Annotated in this window: 20 protein-coding genes and 1 other annotated feature; of the genes, 19 read left to right on the forward strand and 1 reads right to left on the reverse strand. The window is 41.8% G+C overall.

Annotation, left to right across the window (positions count from 1 at the left end; all coding sequences use genetic code 11):
- Window positions 1–150: 150 nt before the first annotated feature.
- Window positions 151–1,083 (reverse strand): Na/Pi symporter, encoded by a 933-nt coding sequence (locus BS1321_RS21330; RefSeq protein ID WP_063233002.1) that lies wholly within the window; start codon window positions 1,081–1,083, stop codon window positions 151–153.
- A gap of 236 nt (window positions 1,084–1,319) precedes the next feature.
- Between BS1321_RS21330 and rpsU the strand changes: the two genes are divergently transcribed.
- From rpsU to BS1321_RS21425, 19 genes are all read left to right on the forward strand, one after another.
- Window positions 1,320–1,493 (forward strand): 30S ribosomal protein S21, encoded by a 174-nt coding sequence (rpsU, locus tag BS1321_RS21335; protein WP_028391853.1) that lies wholly within the window; start codon window positions 1,320–1,322, stop codon window positions 1,491–1,493.
- 14 nt (window positions 1,494–1,507) lie between these two features.
- A complete protein-coding gene (locus BS1321_RS21340; RefSeq protein WP_063233003.1) occupies window positions 1,508–1,951 on the forward strand; it encodes a GatB/YqeY domain-containing protein in 444 nt (147 codons plus the stop codon).
- A 297-nt stretch (window positions 1,952–2,248) separates the two neighbouring features.
- Complete coding sequence (locus BS1321_RS21345; protein WP_063233004.1) at window positions 2,249–3,574, forward strand: NfeD family protein; 1,326 nt, start codon at window positions 2,249–2,251, stop codon at window positions 3,572–3,574.
- Between the two features lie 50 nt (window positions 3,575–3,624).
- Entirely contained in the window at window positions 3,625–4,617 is a 993-nt protein-coding gene (gene floA / locus BS1321_RS21350; protein WP_375781440.1) for a flotillin-like protein FloA, read from the forward strand.
- A gap of 22 nt (window positions 4,618–4,639) precedes the next feature.
- The gene (locus BS1321_RS21355) at window positions 4,640–5,143 is read left to right on the forward strand and encodes a hypothetical protein (RefSeq protein ID WP_063233006.1); all 504 of its coding nucleotides are present in this window, start codon (window positions 4,640–4,642) and stop codon (window positions 5,141–5,143) included.
- Window positions 5,144–5,260: 117 nt separating this feature from the next.
- Window positions 5,261–5,545, forward strand: coding sequence for a sporulation protein YqfC (yqfC, locus tag BS1321_RS21360; RefSeq protein ID WP_034308511.1), 285 nt, complete (start codon window positions 5,261–5,263; stop codon window positions 5,543–5,545).
- Between the two features lie 15 nt (window positions 5,546–5,560).
- Window positions 5,561–6,748 (forward strand): sporulation protein YqfD, encoded by a 1,188-nt coding sequence (yqfD, locus tag BS1321_RS21365; RefSeq protein WP_063233007.1) that lies wholly within the window; start codon window positions 5,561–5,563, stop codon window positions 6,746–6,748.
- 3 nt (window positions 6,749–6,751) lie between these two features.
- Window positions 6,752–7,714: a PhoH family protein gene (locus tag BS1321_RS21370; RefSeq protein WP_063233008.1), complete on the forward strand. Its 963-nt coding sequence runs from the start codon at window positions 6,752–6,754 to the stop codon at window positions 7,712–7,714.
- A gap of 191 nt (window positions 7,715–7,905) precedes the next feature.
- Window positions 7,906–10,080, forward strand: coding sequence for an HD family phosphohydrolase (locus BS1321_RS21375; RefSeq protein ID WP_063233009.1), 2,175 nt, complete (start codon window positions 7,906–7,908; stop codon window positions 10,078–10,080).
- Window positions 10,077–10,553 (forward strand): rRNA maturation RNase YbeY, encoded by a 477-nt coding sequence (gene ybeY, locus BS1321_RS21380; protein WP_063233010.1) that lies wholly within the window; start codon window positions 10,077–10,079, stop codon window positions 10,551–10,553. Before BS1321_RS21375 ends, ybeY begins: the two co-directional genes overlap by 4 nt.
- Complete coding sequence (locus tag BS1321_RS21385) at window positions 10,531–10,908, forward strand: diacylglycerol kinase family protein (protein ID WP_063233011.1); 378 nt, start codon at window positions 10,531–10,533, stop codon at window positions 10,906–10,908. The genes ybeY and BS1321_RS21385 overlap by 23 nt, the downstream gene beginning before the upstream one ends.
- 41 nt (window positions 10,909–10,949) lie before the next feature.
- Entirely contained in the window at window positions 10,950–11,348 is a 399-nt protein-coding gene (locus BS1321_RS21390) for a cytidine deaminase (protein WP_094246724.1), read from the forward strand.
- A complete protein-coding gene (gene era / locus BS1321_RS21395; protein WP_034308493.1) occupies window positions 11,341–12,270 on the forward strand; it encodes a GTPase Era in 930 nt (309 codons plus the stop codon). The genes BS1321_RS21390 and era overlap by 8 nt, the downstream gene beginning before the upstream one ends.
- 100 nt (window positions 12,271–12,370) lie before the next feature.
- The gene (locus BS1321_RS21400; RefSeq protein ID WP_069981699.1) at window positions 12,371–12,514 is read left to right on the forward strand and encodes a YqzL family protein; all 144 of its coding nucleotides are present in this window, start codon (window positions 12,371–12,373) and stop codon (window positions 12,512–12,514) included.
- Between the two features lie 33 nt (window positions 12,515–12,547).
- On the forward strand, window positions 12,548–13,300 hold the full coding sequence (gene recO / locus BS1321_RS21405) for a DNA repair protein RecO (RefSeq protein WP_063233013.1): 753 nt from the start codon (window positions 12,548–12,550) through the stop codon (window positions 13,298–13,300).
- Between the two features lie 58 nt (window positions 13,301–13,358).
- Window positions 13,359–13,535, forward strand: a binding site (T-box leader).
- Between the two features lie 99 nt (window positions 13,536–13,634).
- The gene (gene glyQ, locus BS1321_RS21410; RefSeq protein ID WP_034308488.1) at window positions 13,635–14,531 is read left to right on the forward strand and encodes a glycine--tRNA ligase subunit alpha; all 897 of its coding nucleotides are present in this window, start codon (window positions 13,635–13,637) and stop codon (window positions 14,529–14,531) included.
- On the forward strand, window positions 14,518–16,587 hold the full coding sequence (gene glyS, locus BS1321_RS21415) for a glycine--tRNA ligase subunit beta (protein WP_063233014.1): 2,070 nt from the start codon (window positions 14,518–14,520) through the stop codon (window positions 16,585–16,587). The genes glyQ and glyS overlap by 14 nt, the downstream gene beginning before the upstream one ends.
- A gap of 162 nt (window positions 16,588–16,749) precedes the next feature.
- Window positions 16,750–17,388, forward strand: coding sequence for a transcriptional regulator CcpN (locus tag BS1321_RS21420; protein ID WP_063233015.1), 639 nt, complete (start codon window positions 16,750–16,752; stop codon window positions 17,386–17,388).
- 16 nt (window positions 17,389–17,404) lie between these two features.
- Window positions 17,405–18,226, forward strand: coding sequence for a pyruvate, water dikinase regulatory protein (locus BS1321_RS21425; RefSeq protein ID WP_230160715.1), 822 nt, complete (start codon window positions 17,405–17,407; stop codon window positions 18,224–18,226).
- Window positions 18,227–18,685: the final 459 nt, after the last annotated feature.

Genomic DNA, 18,685 nt, shown 5'->3' on the forward strand with positions numbered 1-18,685 from the left:
TTGAGTGGTTTGAGCTTATTAAACCATAAAACTAATTATAAAAAGATTAGCTGAAATCGTTTACCGCCCTTAATATCTATGCGTTTAGGTTATGTATATCTTATTTATGGCTGTCCCATAGTCAGTTGCCAACGACTTTTGGACAGCCCATTATTTTTTGATGTGTGGCCGATGCACCAAAAGAATGAGGTTGGAGAATTGCCGTGCGAATGGCAAGACGGCCAAAGAATTCAAGATATTGAAAATGACACTGGCATGAGCGAGCTGTGTCCCTTTGTTTTCGGTGAAAAAGGCAGCGGTGCTTTCCAGGATGTCCACAAAAGGCAGGAATGCGGCAACCCCGATGACGTTTAGCCAAATATGTGCATAAGCTGTGAAGGCGGCTTGTCTACCAGAACCGATGCTGGCCATGTATCCGGTGATGCAAGTGCCTATATTCGATCCGAGCATGATGATGATTGCGGAGGAGACGGATAACTCCCCATTCATCAAAAAGCTCATGGCTATCCCGATGGTTGCCGAACTGGAGTGAATGAGTGCTGTCAATAATATCCCTGCTAATAGGGCATAACTCATATGGCCCTCTATGTAATGGATGAGCGTTTGAATGGATGGATAGGCTGCAATCGGTGTCGAAAGCGTTTTAAAACCACTCATCGCCGCGAAGATGGCCGAGATTCCGATCAGGGACATCCCTAAGCTTCTCGGTAATGCTTTTGGCATGAAGCAAAGGAAAGCGCCGCTTACGACACCGGGAATGATCCAACGATCCAAAGAGAAGGTCATGAACTCTGCTGTAAAGGTGGAGCCGATATTCGTTCCAAGAATAATCCCGATTGTTTGCGGGAACGTTAAGCTTCCTGCGGAAACGAGGCCGACCGTCATGACCATGACAGCCGAGCTGCTCTGCAGGATCCCCGTAAAGATGGTTCCGGCCATGAAGCCTTTCCAGGGCTTATCCGTAACCTTTGAAAGAAAAGTTTTTAATGCTGCACCGGACATATTGAATAGTCCGATTCGTAAAACTGACATACCTGCCAAAAATATCGCAATGAATAAAAGGAATAAAAATAGCTCATACATGACTGTCACCTCTTAGTAAGCTTATGGCCCATTAACGTGAGACATGCTATAAATTGGATTTTCATGCATGTTGAATGATTGTTTAGTGAAAAATTATGATAATAACATGATGATATTCAAAATAAGTTTGATTTTATTGGTTGACCTGCTAAAGATGATATATTATAATTGTTTAGTACATGTATAACATGTTGACAACTTGAGTTAGTGTGTTGTTTTCGGAGGGAGGGAAAGAGATGTCTAAAACCGTCGTTCGTAAAAACGAATCGCTTGAAGATGCTCTTCGTCGTTTCAAACGTACTGTATCTAAAGCAGGATCGCTTCAGGAAGCTAGGAAGCGTGAATTTTATGAAAAACCAAGCGTAAAACGTAAGAAAAAGTCTGAAGCTGCAAGAAAACGTAAATTCTAAGAGAGGGTGGAAAGATGAGTCTTCTCGAGCGTTTAAATAATGATATGAAACAAGCGATGAAGAACAAGGAAAAGGACAAACTATCTGTTATTCGGATGCTGAAAGCTTCTATTCAAAACGAAGCTCTGAAGCAGAGACAAGATTTAACAGATGATGAAGAATTGACAGTGCTCTCTCGCGAATTAAAACAACGCAAAGACTCCCTCCAGGAGTTTGAAAACGCAGGTCGTTCAGATCTCGTGGATAAAGTCCGCACCGAACTAGTATACGTAGAGGCATATATGCCTGAGCAACTTTCAGAAGAAGACATTTCTAAAATCGTTAAACAAACGATTGAAGAAGTCAATGCAACATCCAAAGCAGATATGGGCCGAGTTATGGGAGCTTTAATGCCTAAAGTTAAAGGTAAAGCGGATGGTTCACTAGTAAACAAATTAGTACAACAACATCTATCTTAAACTCTAAACTTAAAACTCGAAACCTAACCGCAGGCAAATTGCCTGTGGTTTTTGTGTATTTCATGATTTTTATGCGTATATTATTCAAACGAAGCCCAAGATAATAGAGGCACTTTTAATTTTATTTGCTTTTTTTGAAACCTTTTTCATATACATACGTAATAACTAAAGAACAGAGTAAAGGGTTGCTTCATTTGCTCCTTATTCGAATTTTAGTTGCGTGCTGAATTTACTGGTAGGTATCCTCCTGAAACTGGAGGCACTTACCGCGTTTAATACGGGAAAGGGGGCGTTCCGTTGAAAATTTGGCGTTATTTATCTGTACTCTTATTTGGATTGCTGTTTACCATTTCTTCTTTTGGGGGATCGACGGTATCTGCAAACGAGAAGATCGTTTACCATGTACCAATTGAAGAAACGGTGGAAAAGGGACTCTCGGCCTTTTTGGAACGCGCGCTGACCACTGCTGAAGCAGCTGATGCAGATCTTGTCGTTTTCGAGGTGAATACCCCTGGAGGTGCTGTGGATGCAGCAGGGGAAATTGCAAAGTTACTGTCGGATTCACCAATCAAGACAGTTGCCTACGTCAACAACAGGGCTTTATCTGCAGGGGCATACATTTCTCTAAGTGCAGATGAGATTTATATGGTTCCGAGTGCCACCATGGGATCTGCGGCTGTGATTGATTCAACAGGGAACGCTGCAGGTAAGAAAGCGCAATCTTATTGGTTAGCTGCCATGAAGACTGCTGCAGAACAAAATGGACGTGATCCCATATACGCCCAGGCGATGGCGGATGTTGACATCGATCTACCCGAATATGGAGCGGAAAAAGGGAAGTTGCTGACATTTACAGCTGAACAGGCAAAAAAGGCTGGATATAGTGAAGGCACCGTCTCTGGGAAAGCGGAGCTGTATAGTATACTTGGAGTTGAAGATGCTGATATTCGGTCAATCGAAGAAAGCTTTCCTGAGAAACTTGCCCGCTTTTTGACCAACCCGATCGTTGTTCCAATTTTATTAACGATAGCGGGAATCGGGATTGTGATGGAATTATTTTCACCCGGTTTTGGTATTCCGGGGGTCATTGGAATCACCAGTCTTGTCTTATTCTTCTATGGTCATCTTGTCGCCGGTATCACCGGATACGAATCGTTAGCGATGTTCATCATTGGGGTCATTCTCGTACTAGTTGAATTTTTTATCCCAGGGGGGATTATCGGGCTGCTCGGATTTACAGCGATAGTGGGGAGTCTGTTCCTTGCAACAGGAGATCCGGTCCATATGACGATATCCTTGCTAATTGCGGTCACCGTATCCATTTTGGTATTCATCCTACTTGTAAAGGTGTTTGGAAAACAGATGAAATTTTTCAGGAAAATGATATTAACAGATGCAACAAAAACGGAACAAGGGTATGTCAGCAATCCTAATCGTTTGGATTTATTAGGTGTAGAAGGGAAGGCACTTACAGATTTGAGGCCTTCAGGAACAGCCTTGGTCAAAGAAGAAAGAGTGGATGTTGTGACAGAAGGAAGCTTTATTTCCAAAGGTTCGTCAATCATTATCGTAAAAGTTGAAGGATCAAGGGTAGTCGTCCGGGAAATTCCGGATTCAAATTAAAATTAAGAGATACAGGAAGGATGAATCATTAAGTGATAACTTCAGGAACGATATTTATTGTACTGGCAGTGATTGCTGCCATCATCGTGTTGGCAGTGTTTTTCACATTCGTACCAGTAATGTTATGGATTTCCGCTTTAGCGGCAGGAGTCAAAATCAGTATTTTTACATTAGTTGGGATGAGGCTTCGCCGCGTTATACCAAGCAGGGTCGTCAATCCTCTTATCAAGGCCCATAAGGCTGGGATCAATGTTTCAACGAATCAATTGGAGAGCCATTACCTTGCAGGCGGTAATGTCGATCGAGTGGTGAATGCATTAATTGCGGCAGAACGCGCCAATATCACGTTACCTTTCGAACGGGGTGCAGCTATTGACCTTGCCGGTCGTGATGTATTGCAGGCTGTTCAAATGAGCGTTAACCCGAAAGTGATTGAAACACCGTTCATCTCTGGTGTGGCGATGAATGGTATTGAAGTGAAAGCGAAGGCAAGGATCACGGTCCGAGCCAATATTGAACGCTTAGTCGGTGGTGCCGGTGAAGAGACGATCATTGCCCGTGTAGGGGAAGGGATTGTATCGACGATCGGTGCTTCTAAAATGCACACGGATGTACTGGAACATCCCGATTTGATTTCACGAACGGTTTTATCAAAAGGGTTGGATTCAGGAACAGCATTCGAAATTCTTTCCATTGATATCGCTGAAGTGGATATCGGTAAAAATATCGGGGCCATATTACAGACGGACCAAGCCGAAGCCGATAAGAAAATAGCCCAGGCAAAGGCCGAAGAACGCCGTGCAATGGCTGTTGCGCTTGAACAGGAAATGGTTGCACGTGTTCAGGAAATGAGAGCGAAGGTTGTTCAATCCGAAGCGGAAGTTCCGTTGGCCATGGCCGATGCACTGAAAAGCGGAAACCTTGGTGTGATGGATTATATGAATATCCAAAATATCACGGCCGATACGGATATGCGCGGTTCCATCAGTAAAATATCCGAAAATCCAAAAGATAACAACAATAACCATAATAATAATAATTAGGTCAGGGAAGGGAGGTCTTTAAATGGGAGATTTTATTGATTTCTTTCTCAAGAACCCATTCCTTATCATTGTCTTGATCGGTATTTTAACGTCCATGTTAGGAAAGAAAAAGCAGCCTCAGCAAAGTGATAATCCAAACACGCCTCCGAAAAAGAAATGGCAGGAGGTCATGCGGGAGCTTCAAGGTGAAATGGCGCAAGGTAATCAACAGCAAAGGCCTGCACCTGCTCCCGTAAGGAAAGTCGAACAGCAGGCAGCACAGGCTGTTGAAGTGATCGATGAGACGAAGAACGATGCGAATAAAAGGATTGCGGAGCTTAGACGGCTTCAGCAGAAGTACGATCAAGAGCGTTTGTATCAAAAAGCGAAGGCGGATCAAATTACATCAGCGATTACTGATAATAACAGTCCGGTCTATCGCAAAGGACCGTCTTTTGGCAAAAAGCAGCTGATTGATGGCATCATCATGTCAGAAGTGTTGGGACCGCCAAGGGCGAAGCGAAGTCTTCAGAGGTCCAGAAGGTAATTCAGAATTCCTGACTTTTTTCAGTCCATCCTGAAAAAATAGACTTTCAATCCCTTATAATTTTGTGCTAGAACCCTCTTTCATTTCATACATTGAGATGAAAGGGGGTTCTTTTTTATGGCTCGCAATTGGGGAAAAAAAGTGAAACAGCTAATGACCAAAACAATGGACCTTCCGCAAGATGTCATGATGGACCTGCCGCGAATTACAATGATCGGACAATTACATATTTATATTGAAAACCATCGTGGCTTATTGGCTTTTACAGACAGCGAAGTGAGATTGATGCTGAAAAATGGGCAGTTGCTGATAAAGGGAAATGCCTTTGTCATAAAGACGATTTTGCCGGAAGAAATCATGCTCGAAGGCAAAATTGACAAGGTTTATTTTATCAATGAATGATCCCGGGAGGTCTCCATGAAAAACCAATGGACAAACTATTATACAGGCTATGTAAAGGTGAAGGCTTATGGCAAAGGTGCAGAACGGCTGATTAATATGCTGACGAGAAGGGGGCTTCATATCTGGGATGTGAAGCGTGTCGGAAGCGAATCCCTGATTTTTCATATGGATGTCAGGGATATCCCTAAACTCCGTCAGGTCATGCGTAAGAGCGATTGTAAAGTAAAGTTCATGCAAGGAAAGGGTTTCCCTTTCCTAATGAAGAGAGTCATGAAAAACAGCGGGTTTTTAGCGGGGATGATCGCTTTCCTGCTTTGCATATTTGTACTTTCCAATATGGTATGGGGCATCGAGGTTCAAGATGCCAAACCGGCTACCGAGCATGCCATCCGAAAAGAATTGGACAAGATGGGCGTGAAAATCGGTAAAGTGCAATTCTTTGTTGATGATGTGGATACGATTCAGCGTAAGCTGTCGGACCGTATTGGTGCATTGACGTGGGTAGGGGTTGAGCTAAAGGGAACGACATACCATTTTCGGGTTGTAGAAAAGCGTCAGCCTAAAGAAGTCGAGAAAACATCTCCACAGAATTTGGTAGCGTCTAAAAAAGCGATCATCACTGATATGTTCGTTGAAAAAGGACAATCTATTGTTAATGTGAATGATTATGTAGGAAAAGGACAGCTTCTTGTTTCAGGACTGATCGGAAAAGATGATAAACAGGAAATCGTATCCGCACAGGGAGTAATAAAAGGGAAAACTTGGTATAAAGCGAAAGTGGAAGTACCGTTAAAAACCAAGTTTTCCGTTTTTAACGGAAATGAAACGAGCAGGCACTTTTTGAAAATGGGAGACTTTTCCCTGCCGGTATGGGGGTTCAAGGATCCGGGATATGAAAAACAGGAAAAAGAAACGACAGTGAGGCCGTTTCACTTTCTTCAATGGGAACTGCCCATTTCCTATAAACAAGTGACGTTAAGGAGCAAGGAAGATATTGTACGAAGTTATACGGAGGAAGAAGCGGTAAAGGAAGGCAGGAAAATGGCTAAAGCAGAATTGAAAAAGCATTTGGACGAGGAAGATGAAATCGTCGAGGAAAAAATTTTGCACGAAAGCATGGAGAATGGTAAAGTTAAATTATCTATACATTACCAAGTTATTGAAGATATAGCGATTGGACAACCAATCATTCAAGGAGACTAACGAATGGCAGATGATGTGAAAGTAATTAAGCTCGAAATACAATCACCCAATGAAGCGATCGCGTTATTGGGCAATGGGGATTCAAATGTAAAAGTGCTTGAAGAGGAGCTTGGCATCTCCGTCATAACCCGAGGTGAAGCGGTGAGTGTTGCCGGGGATATCGAGCGGGTAACGATGGGGGAGGAAATCCTTAAGGCGTTATTGACAGTTATCAGAAAAGGAATTGCAATCAGTTCCAGAGATGTGCTTTATGCAATTGAATTGGCAAGAAAAGGCACATTGGAGTATTTCGGAGAATTATATGATGAGGAAATCGCTAAAACGGCTAAGGGGAAATCCATTAAAGTCAAAACAATCGGGCAGAGGTACTATATCCAGGCAATAAAGAAACAGGACCTTGTATTTGGAATAGGGCCTGCCGGAACCGGAAAGACCTATCTTGCTGTAGTGATGGCCATAAATGCATTGAAAAATGGACATGTTAAACGGATCATCCTGACACGGCCTGCCGTCGAAGCAGGGGAAAGCCTCGGTTTTCTGCCGGGTGATCTGAAGGAAAAGGTAGATCCTTATCTAAGGCCGCTGTATGACGCTCTCCATGACCTTCTAGGGATGGAACAGACGCTAAGGATGATAGAGCGCGGAACGATAGAAATAGCTCCTCTGGCTTATATGAGGGGCCGTACGCTTGAAGATGCCTTTGTCATATTGGATGAAGCCCAGAATACGACGGAAGCCCAAATGAAGATGTTTTTGACCCGGCTTGGTTTCGGATCGAAAATGGTCATTACGGGAGACCGGACCCAGATTGACCTTCCAAAAGGTATGAAGTCAGGTCTGATCCGGGTAGAAGAGATCTTGAAGAATGTTAAAGGCCTTTCCTTCGTTTATTTTGAACAAAGTGATGTTGTGAGACATCCGCTTGTCGCCAAAATCATTACTGCTTACGAGCAGGCGAAGTCATAAGAAAAAATCCGCCATTTCAATCGGCGGATTTTTCGTGATGTGTCTAAATGATAAACTTTTTGGTTAAAAGGTGGATATGGAATGAAAGAAGCTTTACATTTATCAATACGAAGGTGAAAATTCACATGAAAACTGTTATGATTTTACATATCTAGAATAATAAACATCATTTTTTTTTAGGAGGACCTTCCTTGAATCGTATCCAGAAATTTTTCACTCAAATAAAAGGGCTGTTGGTCCATCGCTTTTTTCAAGTGCTATTGTTTATAATACTTGGTTTATTTGCTTATGGGTTAATGTTCTCCAATGTTAAGCCGGAAAGGGTCCAGGTAGAGCTTTTTAAGCCTGCGGAACAAACGATCCGTTCAACCAAGACTGTAGAAGATACCTATAAGACTGAACAGGAAAAAGAAGAGATTTCAAAACAGGTGGCGGATGTTTATTCTTTAAAAAAAGAATATGCCAAAAATAAAGTCGATCTCATTTCATCCATTTTCGATTCAGCGATAGAGGTGAATAAAGAAACGGACCCCGATGAAGATCATAAAGAAGATGAGGGAAAAGAGGATAAAAAAGAGGTTGTTAAGACGGATGCTCAAAAAGTTTCCATATTAAAAGAAAAATTGACCGATGAAGTCAATAAAAATATCGAGGAATCCGTTTTCCTTGCTTTAGTGCAGGCGGATGAAGATGAGTTGAAAATAGCGAAGGATTCAACCATTACAGCCGTGAATAATGTGATGAGCTCCCGAATCGCTGCAAGTGACGTCGAAAATGCCAAGAAAAAGGTTGTAGAGGAATTGGATTATATGAGCATTAGTGGCGATATGAAAAAAGCCTCCACTTCCCTTGCTCGTACGGCAATCATTCAGAATGTATTTTTCGATAAGGACAAAACCGAGGAACAGCGAAGGAAAGCGGTTGAAAGCGTCGAGCCAATCAGGATCCTTCAAGGTCAGATCATCGTTGAAGAAAATCAATTAGTGGACAGGGATGTATTTAGACAGCTTGAACTGGCAGGCTTCCTAAATACGGAGTCTACCATTTACCCGTATATCGGCCTGCTGTTATTCATATTCCTGACCTTTGCCGCTTTTTATTACTTTTTCTACTATTCCATTTCCAAAAAGGATAACAAGTACAATCAGTTATTGATATTCAGTCTTGTCTTTATCCTTTCAATGGCTACCATGAAAACGGTCAGCATTCTGGCAGACCTGAAAAACTCGAATTTGGAATACATTTTCCCGGGTGCCATGGCGGCGATGCTCATCAAGATATTATTGAATGATAAGTTAGCGGTAGCAATGATCATATTGTTAGGTTCGTATGGTACGATTATATTTAATGGTGATACACCTGGAAATCTGGATTTCTCGATGGGGCTTTATATCATTTTCGGGGGATTAACGGCGATCATCATTCTATCTAGGCCCAATTTCAAATCAAAGGTGCTGGTAGCAGGGCTGCTATTGTCTTTAATCAATATGACATTTGTTTTTTCGCTCATCTTTATTATGGACAGCCATTATACTAGAATGGAGTACTTGTATTATGCTGCTGCTGCCATAGGTTCTGGAGTGGGTTCAGCCGTTTTGACAATGGGCCTGTTACCGTTTTTCGAGGCTGGTTTCGGGATCTTATCATCGATTAAGCTTATCGAGCTCGCGAATCCCAATCATCCGTTACTGCGGAGGATCTTGATTGAGGCTCCGGGGACATATCATCACAGTGTAATGGTCGCCAATTTGGCGGAATCGGCTTGTGAAGCCATCGGGTCGAATGGATTGCTGGCAAGGGTCGGCAGTTATTATCATGATATCGGTAAAACGAAGCGCCCGCACTTCTTCATCGAAAATCAGATGAGTGAAGAGAACCCGCATGATCGTCTGCAGCCGGAAACGAGCAGGGATATCATCATTGCCCATGCCGTAGATGGCGGGGAGATGCTGCGCAGTCACAAATTCCCGAAAGAGATTGTGGATATTGCAGAGCAGCATCATGGGACCACTTTATTGAAGTTTTTCTATCATAAGGCAAAAAAACAGGATGAGGCCACACTCGAAACGGCATACAGATATCCAGGGCCGAGGGCGATAATGAAGGAAGTAGCCGTCATCGGCATAGCCGATAGTGTGGAAGCTGCAGTGAGATCGATGAAGCACCCAACTCCGGAGAAGATTGAAGAGCTGGTAAGTTTCATCATTCAGGACAGGATTCAAGATGGTCAATTTGATGAATGTGACATTACTATGAGAGAATTGAGTATCGTGAAGCATTCCTTATGTGAATCGCTGAATGGTATCTTCCACTCCAGGATTGAATATCCGGAGCTGGATAAATTAGGACAGAAGGTGAAAGAATGATTTTGGCTATCGATTTAATGGATGAAACGAATGAAGTAACGGAGGAAGCTCAGCAGCTTGTTGAAAGCATTCTGCAATTTGCGGCAAGAAAAGAAAACATTGAAAAAGACACCGAGTTGTCCGTTACATTTGTAGACAATGATAGGATTAGGGAAATCAATAAAGAATATCGTCATAAAGATTCAGCTACAGATGTCATTTCTTTTGCACTTGAAGAAATGGGAGAAAATGAAGTGGAAATTGTCGGAGCGGAAATGCCCCGCATGTTAGGGGATATCATCATTTCCATTGAACGTACGAAAGAACAGGCTGAAGAATATGGTCATTCATTTGACCGGGAACTTGGATTTTTAGCGCTGCATGGTTTTCTTCATTTATTGGGATTCGACCACATGAATGAAGAAGATGAAAAAGTGATGTTCACAAAACAAAAGGAGATCTTGGAAGAATATGGACTTTCAAGAGAAGGATAAAAAAAGGTATCCTTTATTAAAAAGTTTCTCTTTTGCCTGTCAGGGAATTTTGGAGGCTGTTCGGACTGAACGCAATATCAAGATTCATTTCGCGTTAACGGCAATCGTCGTATTTTTTGGTTGGTACTTCTCATTGAATGGGATGGAGTGGCTTTTCATTTTGGCAGCCATAGCCGGTACAATCACGTTGGAGCTCGTTAATTCAGCGATTGAAAGGGTAGTGGACCTGGTAACGGATCAAATCCATCCGCTTGCCAAGCAGGCAAAAGATATTGCAGCCGGAGCTGTATTCATATATGCTATATTTTCTATAATAGTTGGATTGATTATCTTTTTGCCTAAGTTTGGCCTGTAGGTTGCGCCGAAATGGTACTCAATTTGAAAGGAAGATGTGAATTGAATACAAAAGAATTGATTGAGGAAGCTAAAAAAGCAAGGGATAAAGCTTATGTGCCTTACTCCAAATTTAAGGTGGGGGCAGCCCTTTTAACCGCTGATGGAAAGGTCTATCATGGTTGTAATATAGAAAATGCTGCATACAGCATGTGTAATTGCGCCGAAAGGACAGCTTTATTCAGCGCTTATGCCCATAACGATAAAAAATTCACTAAACTTGCAGTCGTGGCAGATACCGATGGTCCCGTTTCTCCATGCGGGGCATGCAGGCAGGTTATTTCAGAACTGTGCGAAAAGGATATGCCGGTCGTTTTGTCCAACTTAAATGGGGATATAAAAGAACTAACAGTACAGGAATTGCTTCCAGGAGCTTTTTCACCGGAGGATTTAAATGGATAAACTATTTGACGATACACAAGTAAAAGGTTACAAATCAGGTTTCATTTCAATTATTGGACGACCTAATGTTGGAAAGAGTACGTTTCTAAATCGGGTCATCGGTCAAAAGATTGCCATTATGAGCGATAAACCGCAAACTACAAGAAATAAGGTCCAGGGAGTACTTACGCAAAACGATTCACAAATGATTTTCATCGATACCCCTGGCATTCATAAACCAAAGCATAAGCTTGGTGATTTCATGATGAAAGTGGCAACGAATACATTGAAAGAAGTCGATTTGATTCTCTTCATGATCAATGCGACTGAAGGATACGGACGCGGTGACGAGTTTATCATCGAAAAACTTCAATCCGTAAAAACGCCTGTTTTCCTAGTTGTAAACAAAATCGATGCGATGCATCCAGATGATTTACTTCCGATCATTGAAAAATACCAACAGCTTTACCCTTTTGCGGCAGTCGTTCCGATTTCTGCGCTTGAAGGGAATAACGTTGATACACTGCTTGAACAAATCAAGGAACATCTGCCTGAAGGTCCCCAGTTTTATCCAGCTGACCAAGTGACCGACCATCCTGAGCGTTTTATCATCTCCGAATTGGTCCGCGAAAAGGTACTGCACCTGACACGGGAAGAAATTCCGCATTCAGTGGCTGTTGTCATCGATTCGATTAAAAAAATGGACAACAGCGACACCATTAATGTCATGGCGACGATCGTTGTCGAACGTGATTCGCAAAAAGGCATTGTCATCGGAAAGCAAGGGAAAATGCTTAAAGAAGTAGGTAGCCGTGCCAGAGTGGATATCGAAAATTTATTGGGCTCGAAGGTTTTCTTGGAACTGTGGGTGAAGGTGCAGAAGGATTGGCGTAACAAAGCAAGCCAGCTCCGCGATTATGGTTTCAATGAGAGCGAGTATTAATTAACAAAATTTACGCGTCATGAAAGCTTGGAAAACGGTCAAGCTAATCATATGGTCGGATATTCATAATTGCTAGTTAAAAATGAAAGGTGGGCTTTATATGTTGGATTTTACCTGGGAATTATTTAGTGAAACAGGTAATGTGGACACCTATTTGCTGTTTAAGGAGATAGAAGTCGAGAGACAGGAAAGACACTTGGTATTGAATGATGAGCTAGCAGAATTTGATTTTCCTGTTTCATAGGTTAGTCTTGGCGAGCATGGGTGGTGTCTTGGTATGCTCCAAAAATGTGAAGGCATTGTCATAAGGCGAACTGCATATGGAGAAAATAACAAAATCATTACTATATATACCCGTGAGCTAGGAAAAATTGGCGTTATGGCTAGAGGAGCCAGTAAACCTAACAGCAGGCTTTCTGCCGTCACACAGCTTTTTTGCTCCGGGTATTTTCTTGTAACCACATCAACCGGACTCGGAAGTCTTCAGCAAGGCGAAATGGTCGATTCACTCCGTTTCATAAGGGAGGATCTTTTTGCCACTGCTTATGCTTCATATATTGTTGAATTGCTTGATAAAAGCGTCGAGGATAAGAAACCGAATCCATATTTGTATGAATTACTTTCGCAAACTTTGCATTACATAAACGAAGAATATGACGCAGAGGTTTTGAAATTCATTTTTGAAATGAAGATGCTGCCTGTCAATGGGATTAACCCAGTGCTGAATCAGTGTGCTGTATGTGGTGAAACGGAAGGGGAATTCTCCTTCTCGCTTCGAGAAGCGGGCTTTATCTGTCACCGCTGTCTGGGGAAAGACCCTTATCACTATAAAATTTCACCTGCAGCCGTCAAATTGCTGCGGATCTTTTATTATTTCGATTTATCAAGGCTCGGAAACATTTCCGTCAAGCCTGAAACGAAAAGAGAACTGCAGAAGATCATCGATGCTTATTATGAGGAATATTCTGGTCTGCATTTGAAATCAAAAAAGTTCCTGAAACAGATTGATACGATGAAAGATATGTTTTAGGATCTGACCTATTGACATTCCATGCTAGTTTGTATAAAATTCTAATCATCAAAATAAGAAGATTGCGTTGATGGAAAAGAGTATCTGTCATTCTCCATAAAAAGCGAACCCGGGATGGTGGAAGCCGGGATATGGATTTACAGGGAAGGGCGTTTCCGGAGCATATTGCTTTGAAAAGAGGCCGTTTTATAAACGGCAATTAGGGTGGAACCGCGGGTATACTCTCGTCCCTATGCATTTCGCATAGGGACGGGAGTTTTTTGTTTGCCAAAATGTATTGGGTTCCGACCTTTAATTTTAAAAAGAGTCTTTTTAAATAACCTGGAGGTGTACGATGAATATTCAAAATATGATTTTAACGTTACAAAAGCATTGGTCTGAACAAGGCTGCATATTAATGAATGCTTATGATGTCGAGAAAGGGGCAGGAACGATGAGCCCATACACGTTCCTGAGAGCCATTGGACCGGAGCCTTGGAGCGTTGCTTACGTAGAGCCTTCCCGCCGTCCTGCTGACGGTCGTTATGGTGAGAATCCTAATCGACTGTATCAGCATCATCAGTTCCAAGTGATCATGAAGCCGTCGCCTGACAATATCCAAGAGTTATATTTGGATTCATTACGCGCTTTAGGGATAAATCCGCTTGAGCATGATATTCGCTTTGTGGAGGACAACTGGGAAAATCCATCACTAGGGTGTGCTGGTCTCGGTTGGGAAGTGTGGCTTGATGGAATGGAAATCACGCAATTTACATATTTCCAACAAGTGGGCGGCCTTGAGTGTAAGCCGGTTTCCGTGGAAATTACATACGGGATTGAACGTCTCGCCTCTTACATTCAAGATAAGGAAAACGTATTTGACCTAGAATGGACAGATGGATTCACAGTTCGGGATATATTTGGACAGCCGGAATACGAACATTCGAAATATACTTTCGAAACCTCCGACCTTGATATGCTGTTTCAGCTTTTCACGATGTATGAAAAGGAAGCGCATCGCCAAATGGAAGAAGGACTTGTACATCCTGCATATGATTATGTTTTGAAATGTTCACATACATTTAACCTTTTGGATGCAAAAGGTGCCATCTCGGTGACGGAAAGAACGGGTTATATTGCCCGGTGCCGTAACTTAGCGCGTAAGGTTGCCAAAACCTTCTATGAAGAGCGGGAAAAATTAGGCTTCCCGATCCTGAAAGTGAAAGGGGAGAACACAAATGAACAAGCGTGATTTGTTATTGGAGATTGGATTGGAAGAGCTGCCTGCCCGTTTTGTGACAGCATCAATGAAACAGTTGTCAGATAAAGTGCAGCAATGGCTAACAGAAAAAGCGATTGAATTCGGAACGGTTGAAGCTTTTTCCACACCAAGACGTTTGGCCGTATTGGTGAAAGACGTGGAAGAATCCCAAAAGGATATCGAAGAAGAAGCAAAAGGTCCGGCTAAGAAAATCGCTTTGGACAGCGAAGGCAACTGGTCTAAAGCCGCATTGGGATTCGTCAGGGGTCAAGGCATGACTTCAGAGGACATTTATTTTAAAGAACTCAAGGGTGTGGAATATGCCCATGTGAATAAATTCATAAAAGGGCAGCAAACCGTTCAGCTTTTATCTGAGCTGCAGGAAATCATCAGCGGCATGACGTTCCCGAAAAATATGCGCTGGGCCAATCAGGAGCTCCGCTTCGTCCGTCCGATTAAATGGCTGATTGCCTTATTCGGCAATGACATTGTGCCTTTTAGCATTGCTGATGTGGAAACGGGCCGTGAAACAAAAGGACACCGTTTCTTGGGCGATAGTGCAATCATCGAGCAGCCGGAACGGTATGAAGATACGCTAAAAGAACAATTTGTAATGGCGAATCCAGATAAACGCCGACAAGTTATATTGGATCAGATTAAAGAGCTTGAGCAGGAGAAAGGCTGGATCATCCCAGTCGATGAAGATCTGCTTGAAGAAGTCAATAATTTGGTAGAGTATCCTACGGTGTTATTTGGACATTTTGAAGAAGAATTCCTTGAGCTTCCTGCTGAGGTACTTATCACATCAATGAAGGAACACCAACGATATTTCCCTGTTAAAGATCAGGACGGGAAACTGCTTGCTTTCTTCGTAACCGTGCGTAACGGCGATGACCGCCATTTGGATAAGGTTTCTAAAGGTAATGAAAAAGTATTGCGTGCCCGCTTATCGGATGCAGCATTCTTCTATAAAGAAGATCAGAAAAAAGAGATTTCGGATGCTTTGAAAAAGCTTGACAGCATCGTTTATCATGAAGAAATCGGTACATTAGCCGAGAAAACTGCCCGGGTAACTGCAGTGACCGGTGCCCTAGCGGATGCTTTGAATTTAAAGGCGGAAAAAGAAATGGCGCTTCGTACAGCGGCAATTGCCAAGTTCGATTTGGTGAGTCATATGGTTTATGAATTCCCTGAATTGCAAGGGTATATGGGTGAAAAATATGCGCTCTTAAAAGGGGAAGCCAAAGAAGTGGCCGCGGCTATCAATGAACATTATATGCCAAGACATGCGGATGACAATGTACCGCCTTCAGTCATTGGAGCGGTTGTGAGTTTAGCCGAAAAAATTGATACTTTGTCTTCATTCTTCGCTATTGGCATCATTCCGACAGGTTCCCAGGATCCTTACGCTTTAAGAAGGCAGGCGAGCGGTGTCGTCCAAATTCTAGCTGAGAAGAAATGGAATATTTCTTTAGAGGAGCTTATTGTTTTAGGCCTTAAAGGACTGGAATCAAAAGACATCTTAAAACGTGATCTTGAAGAAGTTAAAGCAGATATGTTCACATTCTTTAAAGCCCGTGTCAAACACCTGCTTCAAGAACAGCAAATCCGTTACGATTTGATTGATGCAGTCTTGTTCAATCAGATCGGTTATATCCACTCTATCGTGGAACGTGCACATGTCTTGGATACGAAAAAAGACGAAGCAGGCTTTAAAGAAAGCCTGGAAGCTTTAAGTCGGGTCATGAATATTGCCGTAAAATGTGACAATAAGGTGACCGTTGACCCTAGTGCCTTTGAAAATGATCAAGAAAATGCGTTATACGTAAAATATCAAAAAGTGGCAATGCGTTATAATGAATCTAAAGATGAGAATGAGCGATTTGAACAGCTTGTTTCGCTTCAATCTGAAATAGAGGCATACTTCGAGAATACAATGGTCATGGCAGATGATGAAGCAATCCGTAATAACCGTTTATCCTTAATGAAGGAAATCAGTGATTTAGTTGCAGGTTTTGCTGCCATGAATAAAATCATCCTTTCATGATCGAAAGGATGTATGGAAATCGGAAACCCTTTAAATAAGGGTTTCCGATTTCTTAAAAAGATAAATGGTCAATAAATAGGACAAAAATGCCCTAATTAAATAATTTAGTATATAATTATTAAATGAATAACTTTTGTTACTTTACTCTGCGAAAGCAGTGGGGTGGTGATTATAATCCAATTGAATAAGCGTCAGGAACTAATTTTACAAATTGTAAAAGAAAACGGACCGATTACTGGAGAACATATTGCGGATAGATTGAACCTTACCAGGGCGACACTTCGTCCGGATCTAGCGATTTTAACGATGGCAGGTTTTCTTGATGCCAGGCCCCGAGTGGGGTATTTCTATACAGGCAGGTCAGGGACACAGCTCTTGACAGATAGTCTTAACCATCTTTATGTACGAGACTACCAATCGATACCTGTCGTTGTTGACGAGGGCATTTCCGTATATGATGCAATCGTCATGATGTTTTTAGAAGATGTCGGAACAATGTTCGTAGTCGATAAGCATGCATTGCTTGTTGGTGTCTTATCAAGGAAAGACTTGTTGCGTGCGAGTATTGGGAAACAAGAACTTAACTCCATTCCAGTCAATATCATCATGACTAGGATGCCCAATATTACAATGTGTTCAAAAGAAGACCTTTTGATTGATGTTGCCAAAAAATTGATTGATAAACAAATCGACTCATTACCGGTCGTCAAAGACACAGAAAAAGGCTATGAAGTAATTGGAAGGATTACAAAAACCAATATTACGAAAGCATTCGTAGCTTTGGCTGATGAAGGCTATTAGGGGGCTTGCAAAAGGAATGACGGAGAATATGAACGGTTCTATTATATATGTTGTATCGGATTCGGTAGGGGAAACAGCGGAATTGGTTACAAAAGCCGCTGCAAGCCAGTTCTCGGGATCTGCATTTTCCATAAAGAGAATTCCGTATATTGAAGATGAACAAAACGTGGATGAAGTGATATCACTGGCTAAGTTGGATGGTGCAATCATTGCTTATACTCTTGTGAAGCCAGCTATTAGAGCGTATATGAAAGCACAGGTCGAGAAAGAAAACCTGTCTGCTTATGATATTTTAGGGCCGCTCATGGATATCCTTCAGGAAAGAGCGCCAAAAGGGCCGCTTAATGAACCTGGTCTTGTAAGAAAGCTGGATGATGACTATTTCAAGCGTGTGGAAGCCATTGAATTTGCTGTAAAATATGATGATGGACGAGACCCTCGGGGTATTTTACGTGCAGATATCGTCCTTGTGGGTGTTTCACGTACTTCCAAAACGCCATTATCACAGTATTTAGCCCACAAACGCTATAAAGTGGCGAACGTACCTTTAGTGCCTGAAGTGGAACCTCCAGAAGAGCTGTTCCTGGTACCTCCTGAAAAATGCATTGGTTTAAAGATCAGCCCGGAAAAGCTGAACCATATTCGTAAAGAACGATTAAAGTCACTTGGGCTCAATGATCATGCCATTTACGCAAATGTGGAGCGCATAAAAGAAGAATTGACATACTTTGATAAAATCATATCAAGGTTGAACTGTCCTATCATTGATGTAACCAATAAAGCTGTTGAAGAAACAGCCAATTTGATAATCAATATCCTTCAAAACAAAAACCGTTGATCTTTATAATTAAGGCAAATCAAAATGTGAGCTAGACACTTTATGTGTCAGCTCACATTTTAATGCCAAGGTCAAAAAAGGGAATAATAAGAATAAGATCAAAATAATTACATAAAATTCCTCTTAGTTTCCAAATGTAAATCCACTGATTTGCATGAAAAAACATTCGGAATTTAAATGTTGGCATCTTCTAATCAAATAGACTATAATAAAAAATTGTGAGAAAAAAGTAATCTTAAGGTTTAGACTTAATTAATAAGGAATAAACTAAAGGTTAATGAGATGTCAAGGTTTTTATCATAAAAATAATTCGACATGTTCCGTATAATTCAGGAGGGGTTGGTCTTTTTTAAGGCAAAAGAGGCGCTTTCACTTAAATAAGCAGGTATTCTTTGAAGAATAATGTGTGCTCTTTTAGAGGGAACCCTCTGAATCGATGCTGAATTCACCATAACTTCA

It is taken from the genome of Peribacillus simplex NBRC 15720 = DSM 1321, assembly GCF_002243645.1.
GTDB classification, from domain to species: Bacteria; Bacillota; Bacilli; order Bacillales; family DSM-1321; genus Peribacillus; species Peribacillus simplex.

Bases quoted from the DNA above. Each gene is read 5' to 3' on its own strand.
- BS1321_RS21330 (WP_063233002.1), bottom strand. From the start codon at position 1,083: ATGTATGAGCTATTTTTATTCCTTTTATTCATTGCGATATTTTTGGCA.
- rpsU (WP_028391853.1), top strand. From the start codon at position 1,320: ATGTCTAAAACCGTCGTTCGTAAAAACGAATCGCTTGAAGATGCTCTT.
- BS1321_RS21340 (WP_063233003.1), top strand. From the start codon at position 1,508: ATGAGTCTTCTCGAGCGTTTAAATAATGATATGAAACAAGCGATGAAG.
- BS1321_RS21355 (WP_063233006.1), top strand. From the start codon at position 4,640: ATGGGAGATTTTATTGATTTCTTTCTCAAGAACCCATTCCTTATCATT.
- yqfC (WP_034308511.1), top strand. From the start codon at position 5,261: ATGGCTCGCAATTGGGGAAAAAAAGTGAAACAGCTAATGACCAAAACA.
- yqfD (WP_063233007.1), top strand. From the start codon at position 5,561: ATGAAAAACCAATGGACAAACTATTATACAGGCTATGTAAAGGTGAAG.
- BS1321_RS21370 (WP_063233008.1), top strand. From the start codon at position 6,752: ATGGCAGATGATGTGAAAGTAATTAAGCTCGAAATACAATCACCCAAT.
- ybeY (WP_063233010.1), top strand. From the start codon at position 10,077: ATGATTTTGGCTATCGATTTAATGGATGAAACGAATGAAGTAACGGAG.
- BS1321_RS21385 (WP_063233011.1), top strand. From the start codon at position 10,531: ATGGACTTTCAAGAGAAGGATAAAAAAAGGTATCCTTTATTAAAAAGT.
- era (WP_034308493.1), top strand. From the start codon at position 11,341: ATGGATAAACTATTTGACGATACACAAGTAAAAGGTTACAAATCAGGT.
- BS1321_RS21400 (WP_069981699.1), top strand. From the start codon at position 12,371: ATGTTGGATTTTACCTGGGAATTATTTAGTGAAACAGGTAATGTGGAC.
- recO (WP_063233013.1), top strand. From the start codon at position 12,548: ATGCTCCAAAAATGTGAAGGCATTGTCATAAGGCGAACTGCATATGGA.
- glyQ (WP_034308488.1), top strand. From the start codon at position 13,635: ATGAATATTCAAAATATGATTTTAACGTTACAAAAGCATTGGTCTGAA.
- glyS (WP_063233014.1), top strand. From the start codon at position 14,518: ATGAACAAGCGTGATTTGTTATTGGAGATTGGATTGGAAGAGCTGCCT.
- BS1321_RS21425 (WP_230160715.1), top strand. From the start codon at position 17,405: ATGACGGAGAATATGAACGGTTCTATTATATATGTTGTATCGGATTCG.